Source organism: Streptomyces sp. bgisy027, from assembly GCF_057710365.1.
Map to the genome: position 1 here is coordinate 1 of NZ_JBYIVZ010000060.1, position 20,290 is coordinate 20,290.

General features: G+C 71.5%; 19 protein-coding genes and 1 pseudogene. 16 read left to right on the forward strand and 4 right to left on the reverse strand.

Annotated elements, in window-relative coordinates; genetic code table 11:
• Window positions 1-105 precede the first annotated feature (105 nt).
• Complete coding sequence (locus tag AC3ETA_RS40085; protein WP_126903541.1) at window positions 106-519, reverse strand: pyridoxamine 5'-phosphate oxidase family protein; 414 nt, start codon at window positions 517-519, stop codon at window positions 106-108.
• 120 nt (window positions 520-639) lie between these two features.
• Here AC3ETA_RS40085 and clpB point away from each other — a divergent pair, with 120 nt between their 5' ends.
• Window positions 640-3,249 (forward strand): ATP-dependent chaperone ClpB, encoded by a 2,610-nt coding sequence (gene clpB, locus AC3ETA_RS40090; protein ID WP_432197835.1) that lies wholly within the window; start codon window positions 640-642, stop codon window positions 3,247-3,249.
• Window positions 3,250-3,301: 52 nt separating this feature from the next.
• Here the strand turns inward: clpB and AC3ETA_RS40095 are convergent, their stop codons facing one another.
• Window positions 3,302-3,799: a hypothetical protein gene (locus AC3ETA_RS40095; RefSeq protein ID WP_432197836.1), complete on the reverse strand. Its 498-nt coding sequence runs from the start codon at window positions 3,797-3,799 to the stop codon at window positions 3,302-3,304.
• A 136-nt stretch (window positions 3,800-3,935) separates the two neighbouring features.
• Between AC3ETA_RS40095 and AC3ETA_RS40100 the strand changes: the two genes are divergently transcribed.
• On the forward strand, window positions 3,936-4,463 hold the full coding sequence (locus AC3ETA_RS40100) for a YbjN domain-containing protein (RefSeq protein WP_432197837.1): 528 nt from the start codon (window positions 3,936-3,938) through the stop codon (window positions 4,461-4,463).
• 60 nt (window positions 4,464-4,523) lie between these two features.
• On the opposite strand, the pseudogene AC3ETA_RS40105 reads toward AC3ETA_RS40100, so the two are convergent.
• Window positions 4,524-4,679: pseudogene (locus AC3ETA_RS40105) on the reverse strand (aminotransferase); the annotation flags it as partial.
• Window positions 4,680-4,970: 291 nt separating this feature from the next.
• On the opposite strand from AC3ETA_RS40105, the gene AC3ETA_RS40110 reads away from it, so the two are divergent.
• From AC3ETA_RS40110 to AC3ETA_RS40125, 4 genes are all read left to right on the forward strand, one after another.
• A complete protein-coding gene (locus AC3ETA_RS40110; protein ID WP_432197838.1) occupies window positions 4,971-5,405 on the forward strand; it encodes a Uma2 family endonuclease in 435 nt (144 codons plus the stop codon).
• A 404-nt stretch (window positions 5,406-5,809) separates the two neighbouring features.
• A complete protein-coding gene (locus AC3ETA_RS40115; RefSeq protein WP_432197839.1) occupies window positions 5,810-6,556 on the forward strand; it encodes a UPF0158 family protein in 747 nt (248 codons plus the stop codon).
• A gap of 160 nt (window positions 6,557-6,716) precedes the next feature.
• Entirely contained in the window at window positions 6,717-7,202 is a 486-nt protein-coding gene (locus AC3ETA_RS40120; protein WP_432197840.1) for a prevent-host-death family protein, read from the forward strand.
• Between the two features lie 101 nt (window positions 7,203-7,303).
• The gene (locus tag AC3ETA_RS40125) at window positions 7,304-7,549 is read left to right on the forward strand and encodes a hypothetical protein (RefSeq protein WP_360221781.1); all 246 of its coding nucleotides are present in this window, start codon (window positions 7,304-7,306) and stop codon (window positions 7,547-7,549) included.
• A gap of 136 nt (window positions 7,550-7,685) precedes the next feature.
• Here AC3ETA_RS40125 and AC3ETA_RS40130 read toward each other — a convergent pair whose 3' ends face one another.
• A complete protein-coding gene (locus AC3ETA_RS40130) occupies window positions 7,686-8,888 on the reverse strand; it encodes a pyridoxal phosphate-dependent aminotransferase (RefSeq protein WP_432197841.1) in 1,203 nt (400 codons plus the stop codon).
• An 801-nt stretch (window positions 8,889-9,689) separates the two neighbouring features.
• On the opposite strand from AC3ETA_RS40130, the gene AC3ETA_RS40135 reads away from it, so the two are divergent.
• From AC3ETA_RS40135 to kynU, 10 genes are all read left to right on the forward strand, one after another.
• The gene (locus AC3ETA_RS40135; RefSeq protein ID WP_432197842.1) at window positions 9,690-10,259 is read left to right on the forward strand and encodes a DUF2617 family protein; all 570 of its coding nucleotides are present in this window, start codon (window positions 9,690-9,692) and stop codon (window positions 10,257-10,259) included.
• A 98-nt stretch (window positions 10,260-10,357) separates the two neighbouring features.
• On the forward strand, window positions 10,358-12,004 hold the full coding sequence (locus AC3ETA_RS40140) for a polyamine aminopropyltransferase (RefSeq protein ID WP_432197843.1): 1,647 nt from the start codon (window positions 10,358-10,360) through the stop codon (window positions 12,002-12,004).
• 263 nt (window positions 12,005-12,267) lie between these two features.
• The gene (locus tag AC3ETA_RS40145) at window positions 12,268-13,230 is read left to right on the forward strand and encodes an SRPBCC domain-containing protein (protein WP_432197844.1); all 963 of its coding nucleotides are present in this window, start codon (window positions 12,268-12,270) and stop codon (window positions 13,228-13,230) included.
• A 113-nt stretch (window positions 13,231-13,343) separates the two neighbouring features.
• Window positions 13,344-14,141, forward strand: a complete 798-nt coding sequence (locus AC3ETA_RS40150; protein WP_432197845.1) for an aldose epimerase family protein — start codon at window positions 13,344-13,346, stop codon at window positions 14,139-14,141.
• Between the two features lie 10 nt (window positions 14,142-14,151).
• Window positions 14,152-14,700, forward strand: a complete 549-nt coding sequence (gene pyrE, locus AC3ETA_RS40155) for an orotate phosphoribosyltransferase (RefSeq protein WP_432197846.1) — start codon at window positions 14,152-14,154, stop codon at window positions 14,698-14,700.
• A gap of 170 nt (window positions 14,701-14,870) precedes the next feature.
• On the forward strand, window positions 14,871-15,893 hold the full coding sequence (fbaA, locus tag AC3ETA_RS40160; RefSeq protein ID WP_393507715.1) for a class II fructose-bisphosphate aldolase: 1,023 nt from the start codon (window positions 14,871-14,873) through the stop codon (window positions 15,891-15,893).
• A 57-nt stretch (window positions 15,894-15,950) separates the two neighbouring features.
• On the forward strand, window positions 15,951-17,483 hold the full coding sequence (locus AC3ETA_RS40165; RefSeq protein WP_432197847.1) for an MFS transporter: 1,533 nt from the start codon (window positions 15,951-15,953) through the stop codon (window positions 17,481-17,483).
• A gap of 155 nt (window positions 17,484-17,638) precedes the next feature.
• A complete protein-coding gene (locus tag AC3ETA_RS40170) occupies window positions 17,639-18,052 on the forward strand; it encodes a DUF3151 domain-containing protein (RefSeq protein WP_432197848.1) in 414 nt (137 codons plus the stop codon).
• 157 nt (window positions 18,053-18,209) lie between these two features.
• Complete coding sequence (locus AC3ETA_RS40175) at window positions 18,210-19,082, forward strand: tryptophan 2,3-dioxygenase family protein (protein ID WP_432197849.1); 873 nt, start codon at window positions 18,210-18,212, stop codon at window positions 19,080-19,082.
• Window positions 19,075-20,277: a kynureninase gene (kynU, locus tag AC3ETA_RS40180; protein WP_432197850.1), complete on the forward strand. Its 1,203-nt coding sequence runs from the start codon at window positions 19,075-19,077 to the stop codon at window positions 20,275-20,277. Before AC3ETA_RS40175 ends, kynU begins: the two co-directional genes overlap by 8 nt.
• Window positions 20,278-20,290 lie beyond the last annotated feature (13 nt).

Here is a 20,290-nt window from a genome sequence, read left to right on the forward strand (position 1 = left end):
GCCTGTCCCGCGGTGGCTGAAACCGGGTGACCGGTATCCAGCCACCCCGGCCCCCGCCCCTGCCCTCGCCCGCGCCCGGCCCGTGGTCCCGCGCCCGGCGCCCGCTCACCCGCGCCCCATGGCCCGGGTCAGCTCGATCTCGATCACGACCCGGTGGGGATTGGGGGCCGGTGTGCGCCCGTAGCGCACCGCGTACCGTCGCACCGCCTCCGCGACCCGCTCCGGCTCCGCGCTGACCCGCGCCCGCCCTTCCAGCGTGGCCCACCGCCCGCCGTCCACCTGGCAGACCGCGACCGTCGCCCCGTCGGGGCCGGCGGCCAGCACATGGCCCACCTTCGCGCTGGACTTGTTCGTGATCACCCGAGCCAGCCCCGCCTCCGGGTCGTATGTCACTCCGACGGGTACGACGTGCGGCGTGCCGTCCGGACGCAGGGTCGTGAGGGTGCACAGGTGCCTCTCCTGCCAGAAGGTGAGGTACGGCGCGTCCGGTGCGGCGGGATCCTGGGGGTATGCGGCCATGGCCCTGGAACCTAGTCGCCCCAAGCCTCCCCGCACTACCTTGAGTGGAATAGACTCAACTTTGTGTACGCTGACTCAGTCAGTACTGAGTGACGCTGGCATCAGGAGGAGAACGGACACGTGGACGCAGAGCTGACCAACAGGAGCCGGGACGCGATCAACACGGCCAGCAACCGGGCCGTGACCGAGGGCCACCCGGATCTCACCCCCGCCCACCTGCTGCTGGCTCTGCTCCAGGGCCAGGACAACGAGAACATCATCGATCTGCTGGCGGCCGTCGACGCCGACCAGGCGTCCGTGCGGGCCGGCGCCGAGAAGGCGCTCGCCGGGCTGCCCAGCGTCACCGGGTCCACGGTGGCACCCCCGCAGCCCAGCCGTGAGCTGCTCGCCGTGATCGCGGACGCCCAGGCGCGGGCCCAGGAGCTCGGGGACGAGTACCTGTCCACCGAGCACCTCCTCATCGGCATCGCCGCCAAGGGCGGCCGGGCCGGCGACGTCCTCACCCAGCAGGGCGCCGGTGCGAAGAAGCTGCTGGAGGCCTTCCGCAAGGCGCGGGGCGGGCGGCGCGTGACGTCCGCCGACCCCGAGGGGCAGTACAAGGCGCTGGAGAAGTTCGGCACCGACTTCACCGCGGCGGCCCGGGAGGGCAAGCTCGACCCCGTCATCGGCCGCGACCAGGAGATCCGGCGGGTCGTCCAGGTGCTCAGCCGCCGTACCAAGAACAACCCGGTCCTGATCGGTGAGCCCGGAGTCGGCAAGACCGCGGTCGTCGAGGGGCTGGCCCAGCGGATCGTCAAGGGGGACGTGCCCGAGTCGCTGAAGGACAAGCGGCTCGTCTCGCTCGACCTGGGCGCCATGGTCGCCGGGGCCAAGTACCGCGGTGAGTTCGAGGAGCGGCTGAAGACCGTGCTCGCGGAGATCAAGGACTCCGACGGGCAGATCATCACGTTCATCGACGAGCTGCACACCGTCGTCGGCGCCGGGGCCGGCGGCGACTCCGCCATGGACGCCGGCAACATGCTCAAGCCCATGCTCGCCCGCGGTGAGCTGCGCATGGTCGGCGCCACCACCCTCGACGAGTACCGCGAGCGGATCGAGAAGGACCCCGCCCTGGAGCGGCGCTTCCAGCAGGTGCTGGTCGCCGAGCCGACCGTCGAGGACACCATCGCGATCCTGCGCGGGCTCAAGGGACGCTACGAGGCCCACCACAAGGTCCAGATCGCCGACAGCGCGCTGGTCGCCGCGGCCACCCTCTCCGACCGGTACATCACCTCCCGCTTCCTGCCCGACAAGGCCATCGACCTCGTCGACGAGGCGGCCTCCCGGCTGCGCATGGAGATCGACTCCTCGCCGGTCGAGATCGACGAGCTGCAGCGCTCCGTGGACCGGCTGCGCATGGAGGAGCTGGCCCTCGACAAGGAGACCGACCCCGCCTCCCGCGAGCGCCTCGACAAGCTGCGCCGCGACCTCGCCGACAAGGAGGAGGAGCTGCGGGGCCTGACCGCCCGCTGGGAGAAGGAGAAGCAGTCCCTCAACCGCGTCGGCGAGCTGAAGGAACGGCTCGACGAGGTCCGCGGCCAGGCCGAACGCGCCCAGCGCGACGGCGACTTCGACTCCGCCTCCAAGCTGCTCTACGGCGAGATCCCCGCCCTGGAGAAGGAGCTGGAGGCCGCCTCCGAGGCCGAGGAGGAGGCCGTTTCGCTGCGGGGCAAGCAAACCATGGTCAAGGAGGAGGTCGGCTCCGACGACATCGCCGACGTCGTCGGCGCGTGGACCGGCATCCCGGCCGGGCGGCTCCTGGAGGGCGAGACGCAGAAGCTGCTGCGCATGGAGGACGAGCTGGGCAGGCGGCTGATCGGCCAGCAGGAGGCCGTGCAGGCCGTCTCCGACGCCGTGCGCCGCACCCGCGCCGGCATCGCCGACCCGGACCGCCCCACCGGCTCCTTCCTCTTCCTCGGCCCGACCGGCGTCGGCAAGACCGAACTCGCCAAGGCCCTCGCCGACTTCCTCTTCGACGACGAGCGGGCGATGGTCCGCATCGACATGAGCGAGTACGGCGAGAAGCACTCCGTCGCCCGGCTGGTGGGCGCTCCCCCCGGCTACGTCGGCTACGAGGAGGGCGGCCAGCTGACCGAGGCCGTGCGCAGGCGGCCGTACAGCGTCGTGCTGCTCGACGAGGTGGAGAAGGCGCACCCCGAGGTCTTCGACATCCTGCTCCAGGTGCTGGACGACGGCCGGCTCACCGACGGGCAGGGCCGAACGGTCGACTTCCGCAACACGATCCTGGTGCTGACGTCGAACCTGGGCAGCCAGTTCCTGGTCGACCCGATCACCAGCGAGCAGGAGAAGAAGGAGCAGGTCCTGGAGGTGGTCCGCACCGCCTTCAAGCCGGAGTTCCTCAACCGGCTCGACGACCTGGTGGTCTTCTCCGCGCTGAACAAGGACGAGCTGAGCCGGATCGCCCGGCTCCAGATCGACCGCCTTGCCAGGCGGCTCGCCGAGCGCCGGCTGTCCCTGGACGTCACCGACGCGGCCCTGGCCTGGCTCGCCGACGAGGGCAACGACCCGGCCTACGGTGCCCGCCCGCTGCGCCGCCTCGTCCAGACCGCCATCGGCGACCGCCTCGCCAAGGAGATCCTGGCGGGCGAGGTCAAGGACGGCGACACGGTCCGGGTGGACGCCTTCGGCAACGGCCTGATCGTGGGACCCGCGACCGGCAAGACGCTCTGACGCCGCGCCCGACGGCCCGCCCCGGAGATCACCGGGGCGGGCCGTCGGGCGCTCAGAGCGTGAACGCGGCGAAGCGCACGAGCGCGGTGCCGCCGTCCTCGTACCCGACGTCGACCCGCACGGCGTGGGCGTCCACGGGCGGTTCGGCCCCGACGAGGTCCACATCGAGACAGAGATCCACGTCCGAGCCGGCGCAGAACCGCGTCTCGGGCACCCCCGCGTCCGGATAGGTGGACTTGAGCCAGTCACGGACATCGGCGCGCGGCATCCGGAAGGCGGCGCTGTAGTGGATGTCCTGGAAACCCTGAACCTCGCACGTCCCGACGGTCCGCGCGCCGTCCGGCAGAGCCGCCCCGCCGAAGCGCAGGGCGTCCGCGCAGGGGACCTTCTCGGGGCCGGAGCGGGACAGCTCGTCGTCCGTCACCACCCACACGGCCACCATGGCCGTGAAACCGGCGAGGAGCAGCGCCGGCACGGCCGTGATCGCGGCCACGATCCACCACTTCGTACGGCCGCCGGCCGCCCCCGCCCCGCCCTGCGTTCCGGACATGTCCCCACCCTCCGTGCGCGGTCCGTCGCGACCGGCCAGATCCTGTCAGCCGAGGGCTGACAGGGCCGGTCCGGGGTTGCCACCCCCCTCCCCGCATGGGGGAGGATGGCGGAATCCGTACGAAGGGAAAATCACGGTGAGCATCGACCCGTCCTCGATTCCGAACTTCGGGGGCCAGCAGCCGCAGCCGGGGCCCCCGCCCGGCCCCGTTGTCCCGGATCAGGACCTCGTGAAGCAGCTCCTCGACCAGATGGAGCTGAAGTACGTCGTCGACGACGAGGGTGACCTCGCGGCGCCGTGGGAGCAGTTCCGTACGTACTTCATGTTCCGCGGCGAAGGTGACCAGCAGGTCTTCTCGGTGCGGACGTTCTACGACCGGCCCCACAAGATCGACGAGAAGCCGCAGCTCCTCGAGTCGATCGACGACTGGAACCGCCGGACCCTGTGGCCCAAGGTCTACAGCCACACGCACGACGACGGCACCGTCCGCCTGATCGGCGAGGCACAGATGCTGATCGGCACGGGCGTGAGCCTGGAGCACTTCGTCTCGTCGACGGTCAGCTGGGTGCGGGCCGCCATCGAGTTCGACAAGTGGCTCGTCGAGCAGCTCGGCCTTGAGCAGGAGGTCAACGACGCGGAGAAGCCCGAGGACGACGAGGAGTAGTCCTCGACAAGCAGGAGCCCGGCCAGGGCACCGGCCGAAACGGCCGGGTGCCGGGCCGGGCTCACGCCGTTTTCGCCCGAAACGACTGTCGGGCAGTGCGAGGGCCCGGCCCTCCGCGACCGCGTACTGGAACGGCCCCGGCGAGACGTACGTCAGGAACTGCTTCGCCGAGCGCACCGCCGTGACCAGGCCCGGTGCCGAGGTCACCCGGGCGACACCTCGTTGGCCTACCTATTGTCGGCGGCGCGACAGGCCCCTGCGGATCTCCGGCATCGTCGGTGAGCCGGCCGCACAAGCCGTCCGGACCGGTCTCCCGGCCGTATCGTCGGGCCCGGCGACGCGGGCACTGACCGTCGTAGCCTGACCACACACGGGAAGGAGCCGTTGATGAGCGTCGGCGCGATCGTGCACACCGGGTTCCCCAAGGGGTACACGGTTCTGTTCGGGGCCGACGGAAAAGTGATCATGACCCCGTAGAGCGTCGAGCGCTCCAGCACGATCAAGTCGATGCAGTTCGACACCATCGTGTCCCTCGGGCGCCATGCGAAGACCGTCTCCGACGTCTACATCGACTTCCCCGCCGACGAGCACTCCGCTCCCGATCTGGCGATCCTGCGCGAGGACGCCCGCCGGGAGGGCAAGCGCTACAGCTTCGAGGACGTCCTGCTGATCTCCGAGGTCGTCTCGACCTCCTCCGCACGCAAGGACTACGACGACTGCACCGCGAAGTACGGCCGCTACGGCATCCCGATCTACCTGGTCGTGGACCCCTACGCCCAGGAAGTCGTCCTTCACACCCAGCCGACCGCCACCGGTTGCATCGCGGCACACACTCACAAGTACGGCACGGGCAAGCTCCCCGTCCACCTGGCCGACGGCCGCACTTTCACCCTCGACCTCGACGAGCTCCCGCGCCCGGAGCCCGAGGCGGACGCCCGCTGACGAGGGACTCCCCGCCGGCCAGGCCCGTGCCGTCGGCACCGCCGTCGCCGGACCTGGTCGTTCCTGGTCGGGGCGGACGGCTGGGATGGCGCCGAGGAGACGCTGCGCGCCCAGGGCTCCCAGGCCAGGGACGCGGTTGCCGCCGCGTTGGACTCCGCGCACCCGGACCGGGCCGGACTCGACGAGCTCAGGCAGCTGGCAGCCCGGGCACTGGGTATCCACGGCGCCCGCGCGCGGAAGGCTCGGCGCCCCTCAGGCAAGAGCAGCCGCAAGCGGCACCGCTGACCGGGCAGCTCCGCCTGGCCCCCAGACGCCGGGTGCGCCGGCACTGGCATGGAGCCGGGCGTAGGGAAACCGATGGTCCTGGTGTCATGCGTCCTTGGTGGCGGGCTACCGTCGGGTTCGTGGTCGAGGGATGGGGCGAGGACGGACTGCGGGCCCTGCGTGGCGTGCTCCACGCGCGGGACGGGGCGGCGCTGCTGGCGGCGTTGCGTCGTGGACCCGAGCGTGAGGTGCTCCAGCTGGCCGGCGACGGTGTGGCGGGGGCCGCGGCGCAGGGCCTGCCGGGGGCCGCGGAGACGGCGGCCTTGTTTCTCGGGGTGCTCCAGGAACGTGACTTCCGGGGCGACGGGGAGCTGGCGGACCGGTTGCGGGCGGCCATGGGAGACGCGGCGATCCTCATCCTGCGTCCGCTCGCGGTCGATCTGGAGATGCTCGCCATGCTGCTAGAGGGTGACCCGGCCGAGTCCGGTGGCCGGATCGATCTGTCCACCGGGGCGTGTCGGCCTGCGTTCACCGATGAGCTGGGGTTTGGGCCCGAGGCTGAGGAGGACGACGATCCAGAGCGATGGCTGTACGTGCCGGCTCTGGGGTCCAGGGCCGATTACCGGGACATGGAGTTGTTCATTGAGGAGATGGAGGACGCTGCCCTTGCCGACCGGCTGCGAATCGCCATCGACGGGCGGGGCGCCTTCCGGCGCTTCAAGGACGTCCTCGCTGGTGACGTGCGTTCCTGGAGCCGCTACCACCGGTTCCGCGATGAGCGACAGCGCGGCCGGGCCCGTGCCTGGCTGGCCGAGGAGGGCTACTGCCCGCCTATCACCTTCCGTGTAGAGCCCAGCTCGGGTTCGTGTCCTCCGGGGCCGGTATGACTCTCCATTTGTTTCCTGGCCTCCGCGTCGGGCGGGGCGGTTCCCCGGTGAACTCGTTGCCGGCGCAGCAGCAGCGTCGGAGGGAGCGGGTCCTGTCGCAGGAGTGGGGCTTTCAGCTGCTGTCCACGTCGCGCGATAGAAATCAGAGCACAATCTGAGTATGAGTATCGCACCTTTGGCATCCGAATCGGAGTCCGTCTCGTTCACCGATCTGTCGCGGAACCCGAAGGCTGTCGCCGCCAGGGCCGCCGCCCTGGGATGTCTGCGTGTCACGCACCGAGACGCGCCCGACATGGTGTTGACCACGGCCATATACGCAGAGCGCACCGAGGAAAACCTGACCACGGCGTCCCGGCTGTTCCTTGCACTGTTGAAGCAGGACGACGGTGCCAAGTCGCTTTTGCTCGCGCTGCCCGAGGTGTTCCCGTGGGTGCGCCACCTGGACGCTGAGGAAGTCCGGGATTTCACTGTCGAGCTTCTGGAAGCGCTGTCCGACGCCGCTGAACTGGGCGCCAGGGAGGCTGTGCACCGAGCGATCGTCTCGTGGCGGGCCACCGCCCGTATCAACGCCGATCCTGACCAGCTCAGGGAAGCGCTCCGTCCGCTCGGTGACGTCGACCTCGGCCCCGTCGAAGTGCACGAGTGAGTCCGAAGAAAGGCGATCGGGTCAGTGTTCCTCCGCTGAGCGGCTGGAACGTCATTTACGGCACGACGGAGGCCGCGACCGGTTGGGAGGAGCCGTGCCGGGTGGCGTTGCCGAACGCGCATCGCTGCCTGGAAGCCCTTCGCGCAGACCCGCTGTCGCGGGCCAACTGGAACCGCCAGCACCAGCTCCGAGGCAGACACGCCACCAGGGAATGGAAAGGCTCTGAGCTGGAGCAGTGGGAGTACGAAATCACCAGCGGCGGCAGGGTCCGCTACCTGGTCAGCCCGGACACCTCGACTGTGATCCTTGTGTACGCCTCCCCGCGACACCCGAAGGACACCGAATAGCCTCCGGCGTTTCGCCCGTGCGGAAGGCAGGGCGAACCGGGGCGCGGGTTGCGATGGGCTCTTGCGGTGCAGGTGGCGGGCCGACCGGAGTCGGAGGACGGCCGTGCCAAGGACGACTGGCCCCATGGAGCGGCGGTCAGTGTGCGAACGCCTTGCGCAGCCGTTCCGCCGCGTCCGCCAGTACCTCGACGCGTTTGCAGAACGCGAACCGGACGTATGGTGCGCCGGCCTCTTTGTGGTCGTAGAAGACGGCGTTGGGGATGGCGACGACACCCGCCCGCTCAGGCAGGGCGCGGCAGAAGGCGAGGCCGTCGCTCTCGCCGAGCGGGCGGATGTCGGTGGTGACGAAGTAGGTGCCGGTCGGCCGGAAGACGGTGAAGCCGGCGTCGGTGAGGCCGGCGCTGAGCAGGTCTCGCTTGGCCTGCATGTCCGCGCGGAACCTCTCGAAGTATGTGTCGGGCAGCGCCAGTGCCTCGGCGACGGCGTACTGGAAGGGCCCGGAGGCGACGTACGTCAGGAATTGCTTGGCGGAACGGACGGCGGTCACCAGTTCCGCGGTTCCGGTAACCCAGCCGACCTTCCAGCCGGTGAACGAGAAGCTCTTGCCGGCCGACCCGATCGTCACCGTCCGCTCGCGCATGCCCGGGAAGGTCGCGAGCGGCAGGTGCTCGGCGTCGTCGAAGACCAGGTGCTCGTACACCTCGTCGGTCACCACCAGCAGATCCCGCTCGACCGCCAGCTCGGCGATCGCCGCCAGCTCCGCACGGGTCAGGACGGTGCCGGTGGGGTTGTGCGGGGTGTTGATCAGCAGCAGCCGGGTGCGGTCGGTGACGGCGGCACGCAGCTCCTCCAGGTCGAGCCGGAAGCTTGCGTCCTCGTCGACGTGTGGGCGCAGCGTGACCGGCACGCGCGTGCCGCCCGCCATGGCGATGCAGGCCGCGTAGGAGTCGTAGTACGGCTCCAGGGCGATGACCTCGTCGCCGGGCTCCAGCAGCGCCAGCAGAGTGGCCGCGATGGCCTCGGTGGCGCCCGCGGTCACCAGGACCTCGGTGTCGGGGTCGTACGACAGCCCGTAGCGCCGCTGCTGATGGGCGGCGATCGCCGTGCGCAGCTCGGGCACTCCCGGGCCCGGCGGGTACTGGTTGCCGCGCCCGTCCCGCAGCGCCCGCACGGCCGCCTCGCGGATCTCCTCGGGCCCGTCGGTGTCGGGGAACCCCTGACCCAGGTTGATGGACCCCGTACTGAGGGCCAGCGCGGACATCTCGGCGAAGATCGTCGTCCCGAACTCGGCGAGCCGGCGGTTGAGCAGCGGGCGGGAGGAGGAGGTCATGCGCGCCATCCTCCGCCCAAGCTCTGGAGTTCCTCAACTCTGCTTTGGGCCGCGACGAGGGCGGGCATCTCATCGCCACGCACCGAGCGGGAGGCGCCCACGGGGGGACGCCCGGGTCCGTTTCGGGGGAACGGAAGGAGGCTGACGCCATGGTCACAGGGTTTGTGGTGGCGCTGGTCGCAGTGGTCTTCGTGGTGATCCTCGTGTCGGCCGCGCGCAGTGGCGCACGGTCGTCCCGTCGTACCCACAGCCGCAGGGGGAGCTCGCACAGCAGCAGCGGCAGCTGGTGGGCAGGCGGCGACAGCGGATCGTCCTGCGGAGGTGGCTCCTCCTCCTGCGGTGGTGGCTCGTCCTGCGGAGGCGGGTCGTCGTCCTGCGGAGGGGGCGGAGGCGGATGCGGTGGCGGAGGCAGCTGACACGGGGCAGCTGAGCTCCCCGAGCAGGGGGAACCGCATCCGCGTGGAGCGGGACCGGTGCCTGGGACCGGTCCCGCTTCTGTGCGTCCGGCGCCCGGACCGGTGCGCGAGGGCCGGCGCACCGGCGTACGCCCCGTGTCCATCGGCGTACGCCGGAGTTGAACAGTTGAGCTGATAAGCCCTCTGAGGGATGGAAACCCTACGAACTTGGGTAAAAACCCTGTGTCGGCGCCACAGTTCATGATTCAGTGAATTTCGCCGACGCAGCCCCTCGGACGTCTCGCGGACACCCATCTGACCTGCCGATCAATGAGCTGACCGGGCCGACCTCACCGTGTCGGCCGGGGTGCGCCGGAGCCCACACCTCCCTTTGTTCGCGTAGCGGAGCCGACCCATGCTCACGACCCTGAACACCTCCTACACCGACACGCGCGCGGCCGACCTCGCCTGGGCCCTCGGGCGGGAGCCGCTGCCCGCGCTGGCCGCCCTCGACCTCGAACTGACCGGCGCGAAACTTCAGTTGCGACTGCTCGGCGCGTCCCATCAGGTGCTGTTGGAGGAGGAGCGGGGCATGTGCTCGGAGACGGTGGCCTGCATGCCCGGCAGCAGCACGCCCCTGCCCCTGGGCGTGGCCAAGCGCACCGACGACTGGGAGTACGAGTTCGCCGCCCGCGTGGAGGTCCTGTCGCCCGGTCAGTTCGCGGGCCGTGCACAGGAGTTGCTGGCGCTGGTCGCCGACCATCCGCACGGCCTCGCCGGTGTCTTCCCCGGCAGCCCGCACGCCTTCACCGCACTGCTGGCCCAGCACCACGAGGGGCAGGTGCACTGGCGTACGTGGCACGCGTACCCGCAGGACGGGCAGTTGGTGTCGACGCGCACGAGGGTGGGCGTACGGGTGGTCAAGGGCGCGGCCCGGCGGCGGACGGAGCCGTTCAGCCCGTCCGGGGGTCCCCCCTGCTCGTAGAGCTTGGGGGAGTCTGACGGCGACGCAAACGTCCGCAGCCCCAACAACACCCGTGTGGGTGACGAAGCGTGCCCGTGCCGTAACGTACCGTCGGCAACGTGATCGAGCCGCACGCCCCCGCCCCACCCGGCACCAGGCCGCCCTGGGCGGGTCCCCCGCGGCTCCCGGTCCGGCCGGACACCGGGCGATTCCTCGTCCTCGCGGGCGTCTTCGTATGTGCCGCCTGCGGACTCGTGTACGAACTCGAACTCGTCGCCCTCGCCTCCTACTTGATCGGCGACTCGGTCACCCAGGCCTCCGTCGTGCTCTCCGTCATGGTGTTCGCGATGGGCCTCGGCTCCCTCGCCGCGAAGCGTCTGCGCCCGCACGCCGCGGCCGGCTTCGGCGCCATCGAGGCCGTACTCGCCCTCGTCGGCGGGTCCAGCGCGCTCGCCCTGTACGCGGTCTTCGCCTGGACCGGCGACTGGGGCGGGATCTGGGCCCACGGCCCGCGCGCCCTGCTCGTCGCCTTCTCCCTCACCATCGGCCTGCTCATCGGCGCCGAGGTGCCGCTGCTGATGGAGCTGATCCAGCGCATCCGGCGCCAGGACGCGGGCGGCGCGGTGGCCGACCTGTTCGCCGCGGACTACGTCGGCGCGCTGGTCGGCGGCCTCGCCTTCCCCTTCCTGCTGCTGCCCCTGCTGGGCCAGCTGAGCTCCGCCCTGATCACCGGCGCCGTCAACGTCGTCGTCGGCGGCGCGCTCGTCCTCGGCCTGTTCGGCGGGGACCTCAGCCGCCGTGCCCGCTGGCTGCTGGTGATCGCCAACTTCACCGTGCTCGGCATCCTCGCCTCCGCCGCCGTACTCGTCGACGACTTCGAGCGGGCCGCGCGGCACGCGGTGTACGGGCAGGACGTGCGCGTGGCGATCCAGACGGACGTCCAGGAGGTCGTCATCACCGGCGGCACCGACGGCCGGCCCCTCGACCTCTTCCTCGACGGCCGGCTGCGGGTCAGCGGGCACGACGCCCGCCGCTACCACGAGGCGCTGGTCCACCCCGCGATGAGCGGCGAGCACACGCGCGTGCTCATCCTCGGTGGCGGGGACGGGCTGGCGGCGCGCGAAGTGCTGCGCCATCCCGGGGTGCACCGGGTCGACGTCGTCGAGGTCGACCCCGAGGTGGTGCGGCTGGCACGCGAGGACCCCGCGCTGTCCCGGCTCAACGGGGACGCGTACGGCGACACCCGGGTGCATGTCATGACCGGCGACGCCTTCCGCCGGCTGCGGGTGGCACCGCCGGGGACGTACGACGTCGTCATCTCCGATCTCCCCGACCCCGGGATCACCGCCAGCACGAAGCTGTACTCCCAGGAGTTCTACGGCCTCGCCCGCCGTGCCCTGGCCCCGCGCGGGCGCCTCGCGGTGCACGCCGGGCCGGTGTCGTCGCGGCCTCGCGTGTTCTGGACGGCCGACGCGACGCTGCGCTCGGCGGGCCTGCGCACCGCGCCCTACCGCGTCAGCGGCCGCGACTCCGGCTTCACGGCCGGCCCCGACCGCTCCACCCGCCCGACCCGCGCACCGCGGGACTGGGGCTTCATCCTGGCCGCTCCGGGGGAGCGGCCCCCGGTCCTGCGGCTCGACACGGGGGAGGGGGAGCCGCGACCGGAGACCCTCACCCAGACGGGCCTCACGGCGGACGCCAGGGCGGCGGAGGGGACGAGGGTCGGGGGGCTGGGGGCTTCCACGGTGCTGCATCCGCGGTATTGAGCGGGGCGGGTGCGCGGGTGCGCGGGTGTGCGGGTGTGCTGGCGAGTGCGGGTGTGCGGGGCGAGTGCGGGCGGTCGTGGGTGGGTGGTGGCGGGTGGCGGTGGTGTGTCCCGCGCGGTGAGCCGGGCCGGGCGGTGGCGGGGAGCGGGGAGCGGGGAGCGGGGAGCGGGGAGCGGGGAGGATACGCCCGGCGGGCGGGTGTCCGGTGAGAATCCCGGGATGTGTGGGTGCGGTTCACGCCATGCTGGGTAGGCTCGATCGGCATGGAGCATGAGGTGTTCGTTCCGGTTACGGCGGAGCGGCTCAGGGAGGTGCTGGCCGATCCCGTGCGGGTCGCCCGGGCGGTCCCCGGGCTCCAGCAGGACGCCGGGGCCGAGCCGGTGACCGGGCGGCTGAAGGTGCGCGTCGGCGGTCACACCATCACCTATCGCGGTGCCGTGCGGATCTCCGCCCGGGAGGACGGTTCCTACGCCGTCGAGGGCGACGCGACCGAGGCACGCGGGAACGGGTCCGTGAAACTGGCGCTCACCCTGCGGGTCGCCGAGGCCGAGGGCGGGGCCACGCTGCGGTTCGAGGGGACCGCGTCGGCTGACGGGCGGGTCACGGAGTTCTCGGCGGAGGCCGTGGGGTCGGCTGTGTCCCGGCTGCTGAATCGGTTTGGTGGGCAGTTGGGGGTCGTGGCCGGGGAAGGGGCGGCCGCGACGGAGTCCGGGCCGGCGGCTGAGGCGGGGCGTTCGGGCGAGGCGGATGTCGAGGCCGTTGAGGAGGCGTTGGCGCCCGGGGAGTTCGAGACCCGGGTGACCAGTGACTTCGAGACGACGCCGGATGCGGATGACGCGGCCGTGCCGGGGCCGGGGCCGGAGCCGGGGAGCGATGCTGCGTCCGGTGAGGGGGACGGCGAGGACGAGGAGGCCGAGTCCGCTTCCGTCTTCGACAGCGAGGTGCCGCCGCCGTCGTTGGATCCACGGGCCGAGGAGGACGAGGCCGGGGACCAGGGCGAGGACGGAGAGGACGCGCCTGTGGCGGAGGCCGCGCATGCTCGGCGGACGATGATCGGGCGCAGCGCGGAGGAAGTGGATCATGCGCCGCCGCGGGGGCGGTATGCGCCTGTTCCGGCGCCGCAGACTGTCGCGCCGAACTCGACGCTTCGGTGGGCCGCGCCGGCGGCGGCGTTGGTGCTGGCGTCGGCGATCGTGGTGGGGCGGATGCTGCGGCGCCGTCGCTGATCTCCTTCGCCCCGCCGCCCCTGGGCCGACGCCCCGCCGCCCCTGGGCCGACGCATGCGTCGGCCCCCGCGGGTGCTCTTCTTGGGGATTGATCGTCCCAGTAGGGTCTTCCCGTGAGTAACGAACACATCACGCTGACCGCGGGTGACGCGGAGGTGGACGTGCTGCCGGGGAACGGTGGGCGGGTCGGGGGGCTGCGCGTCGGGGGGGCCGAGTTGCTGCGGCAGGGGGAGCGGTTCGGGTGCTTTCCGATGGTTCCCTGGTGCGGGCGGATCAGGGACGGCCGGTTCCTCGACGGCGCCCGGGTGCGGCAGATGCCGCTCAACGCCCCGCCGCACGCCATCCACGGCACCACTCGCGAGGGCGCCTGGAAGGTCGCCCGGGTGGCCGACGGGGAGGCCGTGATCACGTACGACCTGGTCGAGCCGTGGCCGTATGCCGGTCGTGTCACGCAGGTCGTCGCGCTCACGCCGGACAGCCTCAGTCTCACCATGTCCGTCGAGACGTACGACGACTCCTTCCCGGCGCAGATCGGCTGGCACCCCTGGTTCAACCGGAACCTCGGCGGCGAGGGCGCCGAGGACGTCCGGCTCGACTTCGCCCCCGCCTGGCAGGAGGAGCGCGGGGACGACCACCTGCCCACCGGCAACCGCATCGAGCCGCTGCCGGGGCCGTGGGACGACTGCTTCGGGATGCCCGACGGCGTCGACGTCACGCTGACCTGGCCGGGGCAGCTGGAGCTGAAGGTGAGCAGCCGCGAGGAGTGGGTCGTCGTCTACGACGAGCAGGAGGCCGCCGTCTGCGTCGAGCCGCAGACCGGGCCGCCCAACGGGCTGAACACCCTGCCCCGCCTGGTCACACCCCTGGAGCCGCTGGAGGCCACGACCCTCTGGAGCTGGCGGCGCCTCTAAGCTGGGCGGCATGACTGACGTACGTGGCGAGCTGCTGAACCAGATCAAGGACAAGGCCGTGGTGCACGGCAAGGTGACCCTGTCGTCGGGGCTCGAAGCCGACTACTACGTCGACCTCCGGCGCGTCACCCTCGACGGCGAGGCCGCACCGCTCGTCGGGCAGGTGCTGCTCGATCTGACGGCGGAGCTGGAGTTCGACGCGGTCGGCGGGCTCACCATGGGCGCCGACCCCGTCGCCGGCGCGATGCTGCACGCCGCCTCCGCGCGGGGCAGGCGGCTCGACGCGTTCGTCGTCCGCAAGGCCGCCAAGGCGCACGGGATGCAGCGCCGGGTCGAGGGGCCGGACATCGCCGGGCGCCGCGTCCTCGTCGTCGAGGACACCTCCACCACCGGTGGCTCCCCGCTCGCCGCCGTCGAGGCCGTGCGCGAGGCCGGCGCCGAGGTCGTCGCCGTCGCGACGATCGTCGACCGGGCCACCGGCGCCGCCGAGAAGATCGAACAGGGCGCCGGAGTGCCGTACCTCTTCGCGTACTCCAAGGACGAACTCGGCCTGGACTGACGCCGGTCCGCGACCGCGCCCGTCTCGGCAGGTGACAGGCGCTCGGAGCATCCCGGTTCGTCTGGAAAGATGGGGCCGACGATGACGTCGCATCCCTAGGTCTAGGTCAGGGCCGTAAGCCAGAACGCCGTACGCAGTACGCCGACCCGCACACTCCAAGGAGCGGACAGATGCCCATCGCAACCCCCGAGGTCTACAACGAGATGCTCGACCGGGCGAAGGCAGGCAAGTTCGCCTACCCGGCCATCAACGTGACCTCCTCCCAGACCCTGCACGCGGCCCTGCGCGGCTTCGCGGAGGCGGAGAGCGACGGCATCATCCAGATCTCCACGGGTGGTGCGGAGTTCCTCGGCGGCCAGCACAGCAAGGACATGGTCACCGGCGCCGTCGCCCTGGCCGAGTTCGCGCACATCGTCGCCAAGAAGTACGACATCACCGTCGCCCTGCACACGGACCACTGCCCGAAGGACAAGCTCGACGGGTACGTACGTCCGCTGCTCGCCGTCTCCGAGGAGCGGGTCGCGCGCGGTGAGAACCCGCTGTTCCAGTCGCACATGTGGGACGGCTCGGCCGAGACCCTCGCCGACAACCTCTCCATCGCACAGGAGCTGCTGGAGCGCGCCCGCGCCGCGAAGATCATCCTTGAGGTCGAGATCACCCCGACCGGTGGCGAGGAGGACGGCGTCTCGCACGAGATCAACGACTCGCTGTACACGACCGTCGACGACGCCATCCGTACCGTCGAGGCCCTCGGCCTGGGCGAGAAGGGCCGCTACCTGCTCGCCGCGTCCTTCGGCAACGTCCACGGCGTCTACAAGCCGGGCAACGTCGTGCTCCGCCCCGAGCTGCTCAAGGAGCTCAACGAAGGCGTCGCCGCCAAGTACGGCAAGCCCTCGCCGTTCGACTTCGTCTTCCACGGCGGCTCCGGCTCCACCGAGCAGGAGATCGCGACCGCGCTGGAGAACGGCGTCGTCAAGATGAACATCGACACCGACACTCAGTACGCCTTCACGCGTCCGGTGGCGGCCCACATGTTCCAGAACTACGACGGCGTCCTGAAGGTCGACGGCGAGGTCGGCAACAAGAAGACCTACGACCCGCGCACCTGGGGCAAGCTCGCCGAGGCCTCCATGGCCGCGCGCGTGACCGAGGCCTGCGGCAACCTGCGTTCCACGGGCACGAAGATCAAGTAGAGCGAGATCCACGACGAGCCCGGTGCCACGGCACCGGGCTCGTTGTATATCTGGGGCATGCCCGATGTCAGGTTGGCCTCGCCGCAGGGCAAGTGGATCCTGCTCACCACCGTCCTCGGCTCCAGCATGGCGATGCTGGACTCGACGGTCGTCAACGTAGCCCTCCCACGCATCGGAGAGGATCTCGACGCCGACCTCGCCGCGCTCCAGTGGACCGTCAACGCGTACATGCTGACGCTGGCCGGGCTGATCCTGCTCGGCGGCTCGCTGGGCGACCGGTACGGGCGGCGCCGGGTCTTCGTCATCGGCGTCGTGTGGTTCGCCCTGGCCTCGCTGCTGTGCGGGCTCGCCCCGAACGTGGACGTGCTCATCGCCTCCCGGGCGCTCCAGGGCATCGGCGGCGCCCTGCTCACCCCCGGGTCGCTGGCCCTGATCCAGGCGTCCTTCCATCCCGACGACCGGGCGAAGGCGGTCGGGCTGTGGTCCGGCTTCGGGGGCATCGGCGCGGCCGTGGGCCCGTTCCTCGGCGGCTGGCTGGTGGACGGACCGGGCTGGCGGTGGGTGTTCCTGCTGAACGTCCCGCTGGCGCTGCTGTGCGCCCCGATCGCCGTACGCCACGTCCCCGAGTCCGGCGCGGGCCCCTCCCTGCCCGAGCGCGGCCGAAAGCTTGCGGGAGGCGCCGAGCACGGCCGCTTCGACGTACTCGGCGCCTTCCTCGGAGCCGCGGCCCTGGCCCTGGTGACCTACGCACTGATCGAGGCCCAGCAGGTCTCGGTGACCGTGTGGATCAGCGCGATCGCCGGCGTGGCGGCCGGGGTCGCCTTCGTGTACGTCGAGCGGCACCGGCCCGACCCGATGATGCCGCTCGACATCTTCCGCTCCCGCCAGTTCACGGCCGTCAACCTCGTCACGCTCTGTGTCTACGCGGCCTTCAGCGGCTTCTTCTTCCTCGCCGCGCTGCAGCTCCAGGTCGTCGCCGGCTACTCGGCGCTCGGCGCCGGTACGGCCCTGCTGCCGACGACGGCCCTGATGCTGCTGTTCTCGGCCCGCTCGGGTGCCCTCGCCGACCGGATCGGCCCGCGCTTCCCGCTGACCGTCGGCCCGCTGCTGTGCGCGGCCGGGGTACTGCTGATGCTGCGGGTGGGCGAGAACGCCTCCTACCTCACCGACGTCCTGCCGGCCCTGCTGGTCATGGGCCTCGGCATGGTCACCCTGGTGGCGCCCCTGACCGCGACCGTCCTTGCCTCCGTCGACACCGCCCGCGCGGGCCTGGCCAGCGGCATCAACAACGCGGCGGCCCGGGCGGCGGGCCTGGTCGCGGTCGCCGCGCTGCCGCTGCTCGCCGGGATGGGCGAGGATGCCTACCGCTCGGCCGACGCCTTCGACGCCGCGTTCGACCGGGCGATGCCGATCTGCGCCGGGGTGCTGGTACTGGGCGCGGTGATCGCCTTCGCGACGGTACGCCCACTGCCGCCGGACTGCCGCAAGCCGGAGTGCCTGCACCACGGCAGCGTGACGGCACCACCGCTGGAGGGCGTGCGCAGCCGGGGGCGGCTGGAGGCGGCGGGTGAGGAGGGTGGGGGAGGCTGAGCGCCGACCCGCATTCTTCAGCCTGTCCGGGGGTCCCCTGCTCGTAGAGCTTCGAGGGGGAGGGACGGGTAGGGGCGGCGGGGGCGAGGAAAGCCCGCCGTTCCGCAAGGGCGCCCCGAGCTGCCGTACTCCTCCCATGAGCCAGACTGGACCCCATGGCCATTCACGAAAACCTTCTCGGGGGTCCGCCCCCGACCCACCTCCCCGACGACCCCGAGCCGCGTGAGCTGCTCGCCGGCGGCACCGCCCCCGCGGACGTGGCCGCGAAGTACCCGACCTCCTCGCTGGCCTGGGCCCAGCTGGCCGACGATGCCTTCGAGCGGGGCAGCGTCGTGGAGTCGTACGCCTACGCCCGTACGGGCTACCACCGCGGCCTGGACGCCCTGCGCCGCAACGGCTGGAAGGGCCACGGCCCGGTTCCGTGGGAGCACGAGCCGAACCGCGGCTTCCTGCGCGCCCTGCACGCCCTCGCCCGCGCCGCCGGCTCCATCGGCGAGCAGGAGGAGTACGAGCGCTGCTCGCAGTTCCTGAAGGACTCCTCGCCGACGGCGGCCCAGACCCTGGGCTAGAGCGGGGCAGCTCCTCGCGTGAGGCCCGCCCCGCCGATGTGACCAGGCGGGCCTTGCGCCACCCGGGGCGATCCCTGAGGATGCCGGGTGGGGACCGGGGCCCCTTTGCCGATAACGGCAGGGCGGACCGCTACCCGGAGTTACACAGGAGACAGCAATGTCCCAGCAGGCTCACCAGTCCACGGAGACACCCCCGGAAGCCTCCCCGGAGACTCAAGAGCCCGAGACCCCGAATCTCGACTTCGCGGGCACCACGCCGTACGAGGACTACGTCAAGGCGGATGTCCTCACCCACCTCCAGCACACCCTCTCCGACGACCCCGGAGAGATGGTCTTCCTGGTCACGACCCAGGTCATGGAGCTGTGGTTCACGGTCATCGTCCATGAGTGGGAGACCGCCGCGCGGGCGCTGCGCGAGGACCGGCCGGGCGTGGCGATCGACGCCCTGAAGCGTTCCGTCCGGGAACTGGACGCCCTGAACCACTCCTGGAAGCCGCTCGGCCAGCTCACGCCGGCCCAGTTCAACGCCTATCGCAGCGCCCTCGGCGAGGGCTCCGGCTTCCAGTCGGCGATGTACCGCCGGATGGAGTTCCTGCTCGCCGAGAAGTCCGCGTCCATGCTCGTCCCGCACCGCGGCGCCCCGCGCGTCCACGCGGAACTGGAGAAGGCGCTGCACGAGCCCAGCCTCTACGACGAGGTGCTGCGCTTCCTCGCCCGGCACGGCTGCGCGGTCCCGGCGGCGGTGCTCAAGCGCGACGTCTCGCGCCGGTACGAGCCCTCGCCGGAGGTCGAGGCCGCCTGGACGGCGATCTACTCGGGCGACCAGAACTCCGAGCTCGCCCGGCTGGGCGAGGCCCTCACCGACGTCGCCGAGCTGGTGTGGCGCTGGCGCAACGACCATCTGGTCGCCACCCGCCGCGCGATGGGCGCCAAGGCCGGCACCGGCGGCTCGGCCGGGGTGGCCTGGCTGGAGAAGCGGGCGCAGAAGAACGTCTTCCCCGAGCTGTGGACGGCGAGGTCCCATGTCTGAGCTGACGACACGGGCGGGGGCACTGGACGCCGCCGACGAACTGGCCGGCGTTCGCAAGCAGTTCGTGCTCGACGAGGTCGTCTACCTCGACGGCAATTCCCTGGGCGCCCTGCCCGTGAACGTGCCGGGGCGGGTCGAGGACGTCGTACTGCGGCAGTGGGGCCGGATGCGCATCCGCTCCTGGGACGAGAGCGGCTGGTGGACCGCGCCGGAGCGGATCGGCGACCGGATCGCTCCGCTGGTGGGGGCGGCGCCGGGCCAGATCGTGGTCGGCGACTCGACAAGTGTCAATGTTTTCAAGGCACTTGTGGCCGCCGTACGCATGGCGGACTCCGCGGGTTCTGCCGGTTCCGGGCGCGACGAGATCCTCGTCGACGCGACGACCTTCCCCACCGACGGCTACATCGCCGAGTCGGCGGCCCGGATGACCGGCCGTACGCTGCGTCCCGTGACCCCGGGCGAGGTGCCGGGCGCGCTGAGCGAGCGTACGGCGGCCGTCCTGCTGAACCACGTCGACTACCGCACGGGCCGGCTGCACGACCTGCCGTCCCTGACCGCCGCCGTGCACGCGGCGGGTGCGTTGGCCGTCTGGGACCTGTGCCACAGCGCGGGCGCCCTGCCGGTCGGGCTCGACGAGCACGGGGTGGACCTGGCGGTCGGCTGCACCTACAAGTACCTGAACGGCGGCCCCGGTTCACCGGCGTACCTGTACGTGCGCCGGGAACTCCAGGACCGCTTCGACTCCCCGCTGCCCGGCTGGAACTCGCACGCCGAGCCCTTCGGCATGCGGCCCGCCTTCGAACCGGCGGCGGGCGCGCTGCGCGGCCGCGTCGGCACGCCCGACATCCTCTCCATGCTCGCCCTGGAGGCGGCCCTGGAGGTCTGGGACGGTGTGCGGATCGAGGCGGTGCGGGACAAGTCGCTGGCGCTGACGGACTTCTTCCTGGAGTGCGTCGGGGCGTATGTGCCCGAGGGGCGCGTGGAGTCGGTGACGCCGGTGGCGCACGCGGAGCGCGGCAGCCAGGTGGCGCTGCGGTGCGCGGACGCCGGGGACGTCATGAAGCGGCTCATCGAGCGGGGCGTGGTCGGTGACTTCCGGCATCCCGATGTGCTGCGGTTCGGTTTCACGCCGCTGTACGTCGGGTTCGCGGATGTGCAGCGGGCGGCTCGGGTGTTGGGAGAGGTGTTGCGCTGACATCGGGGCCGCT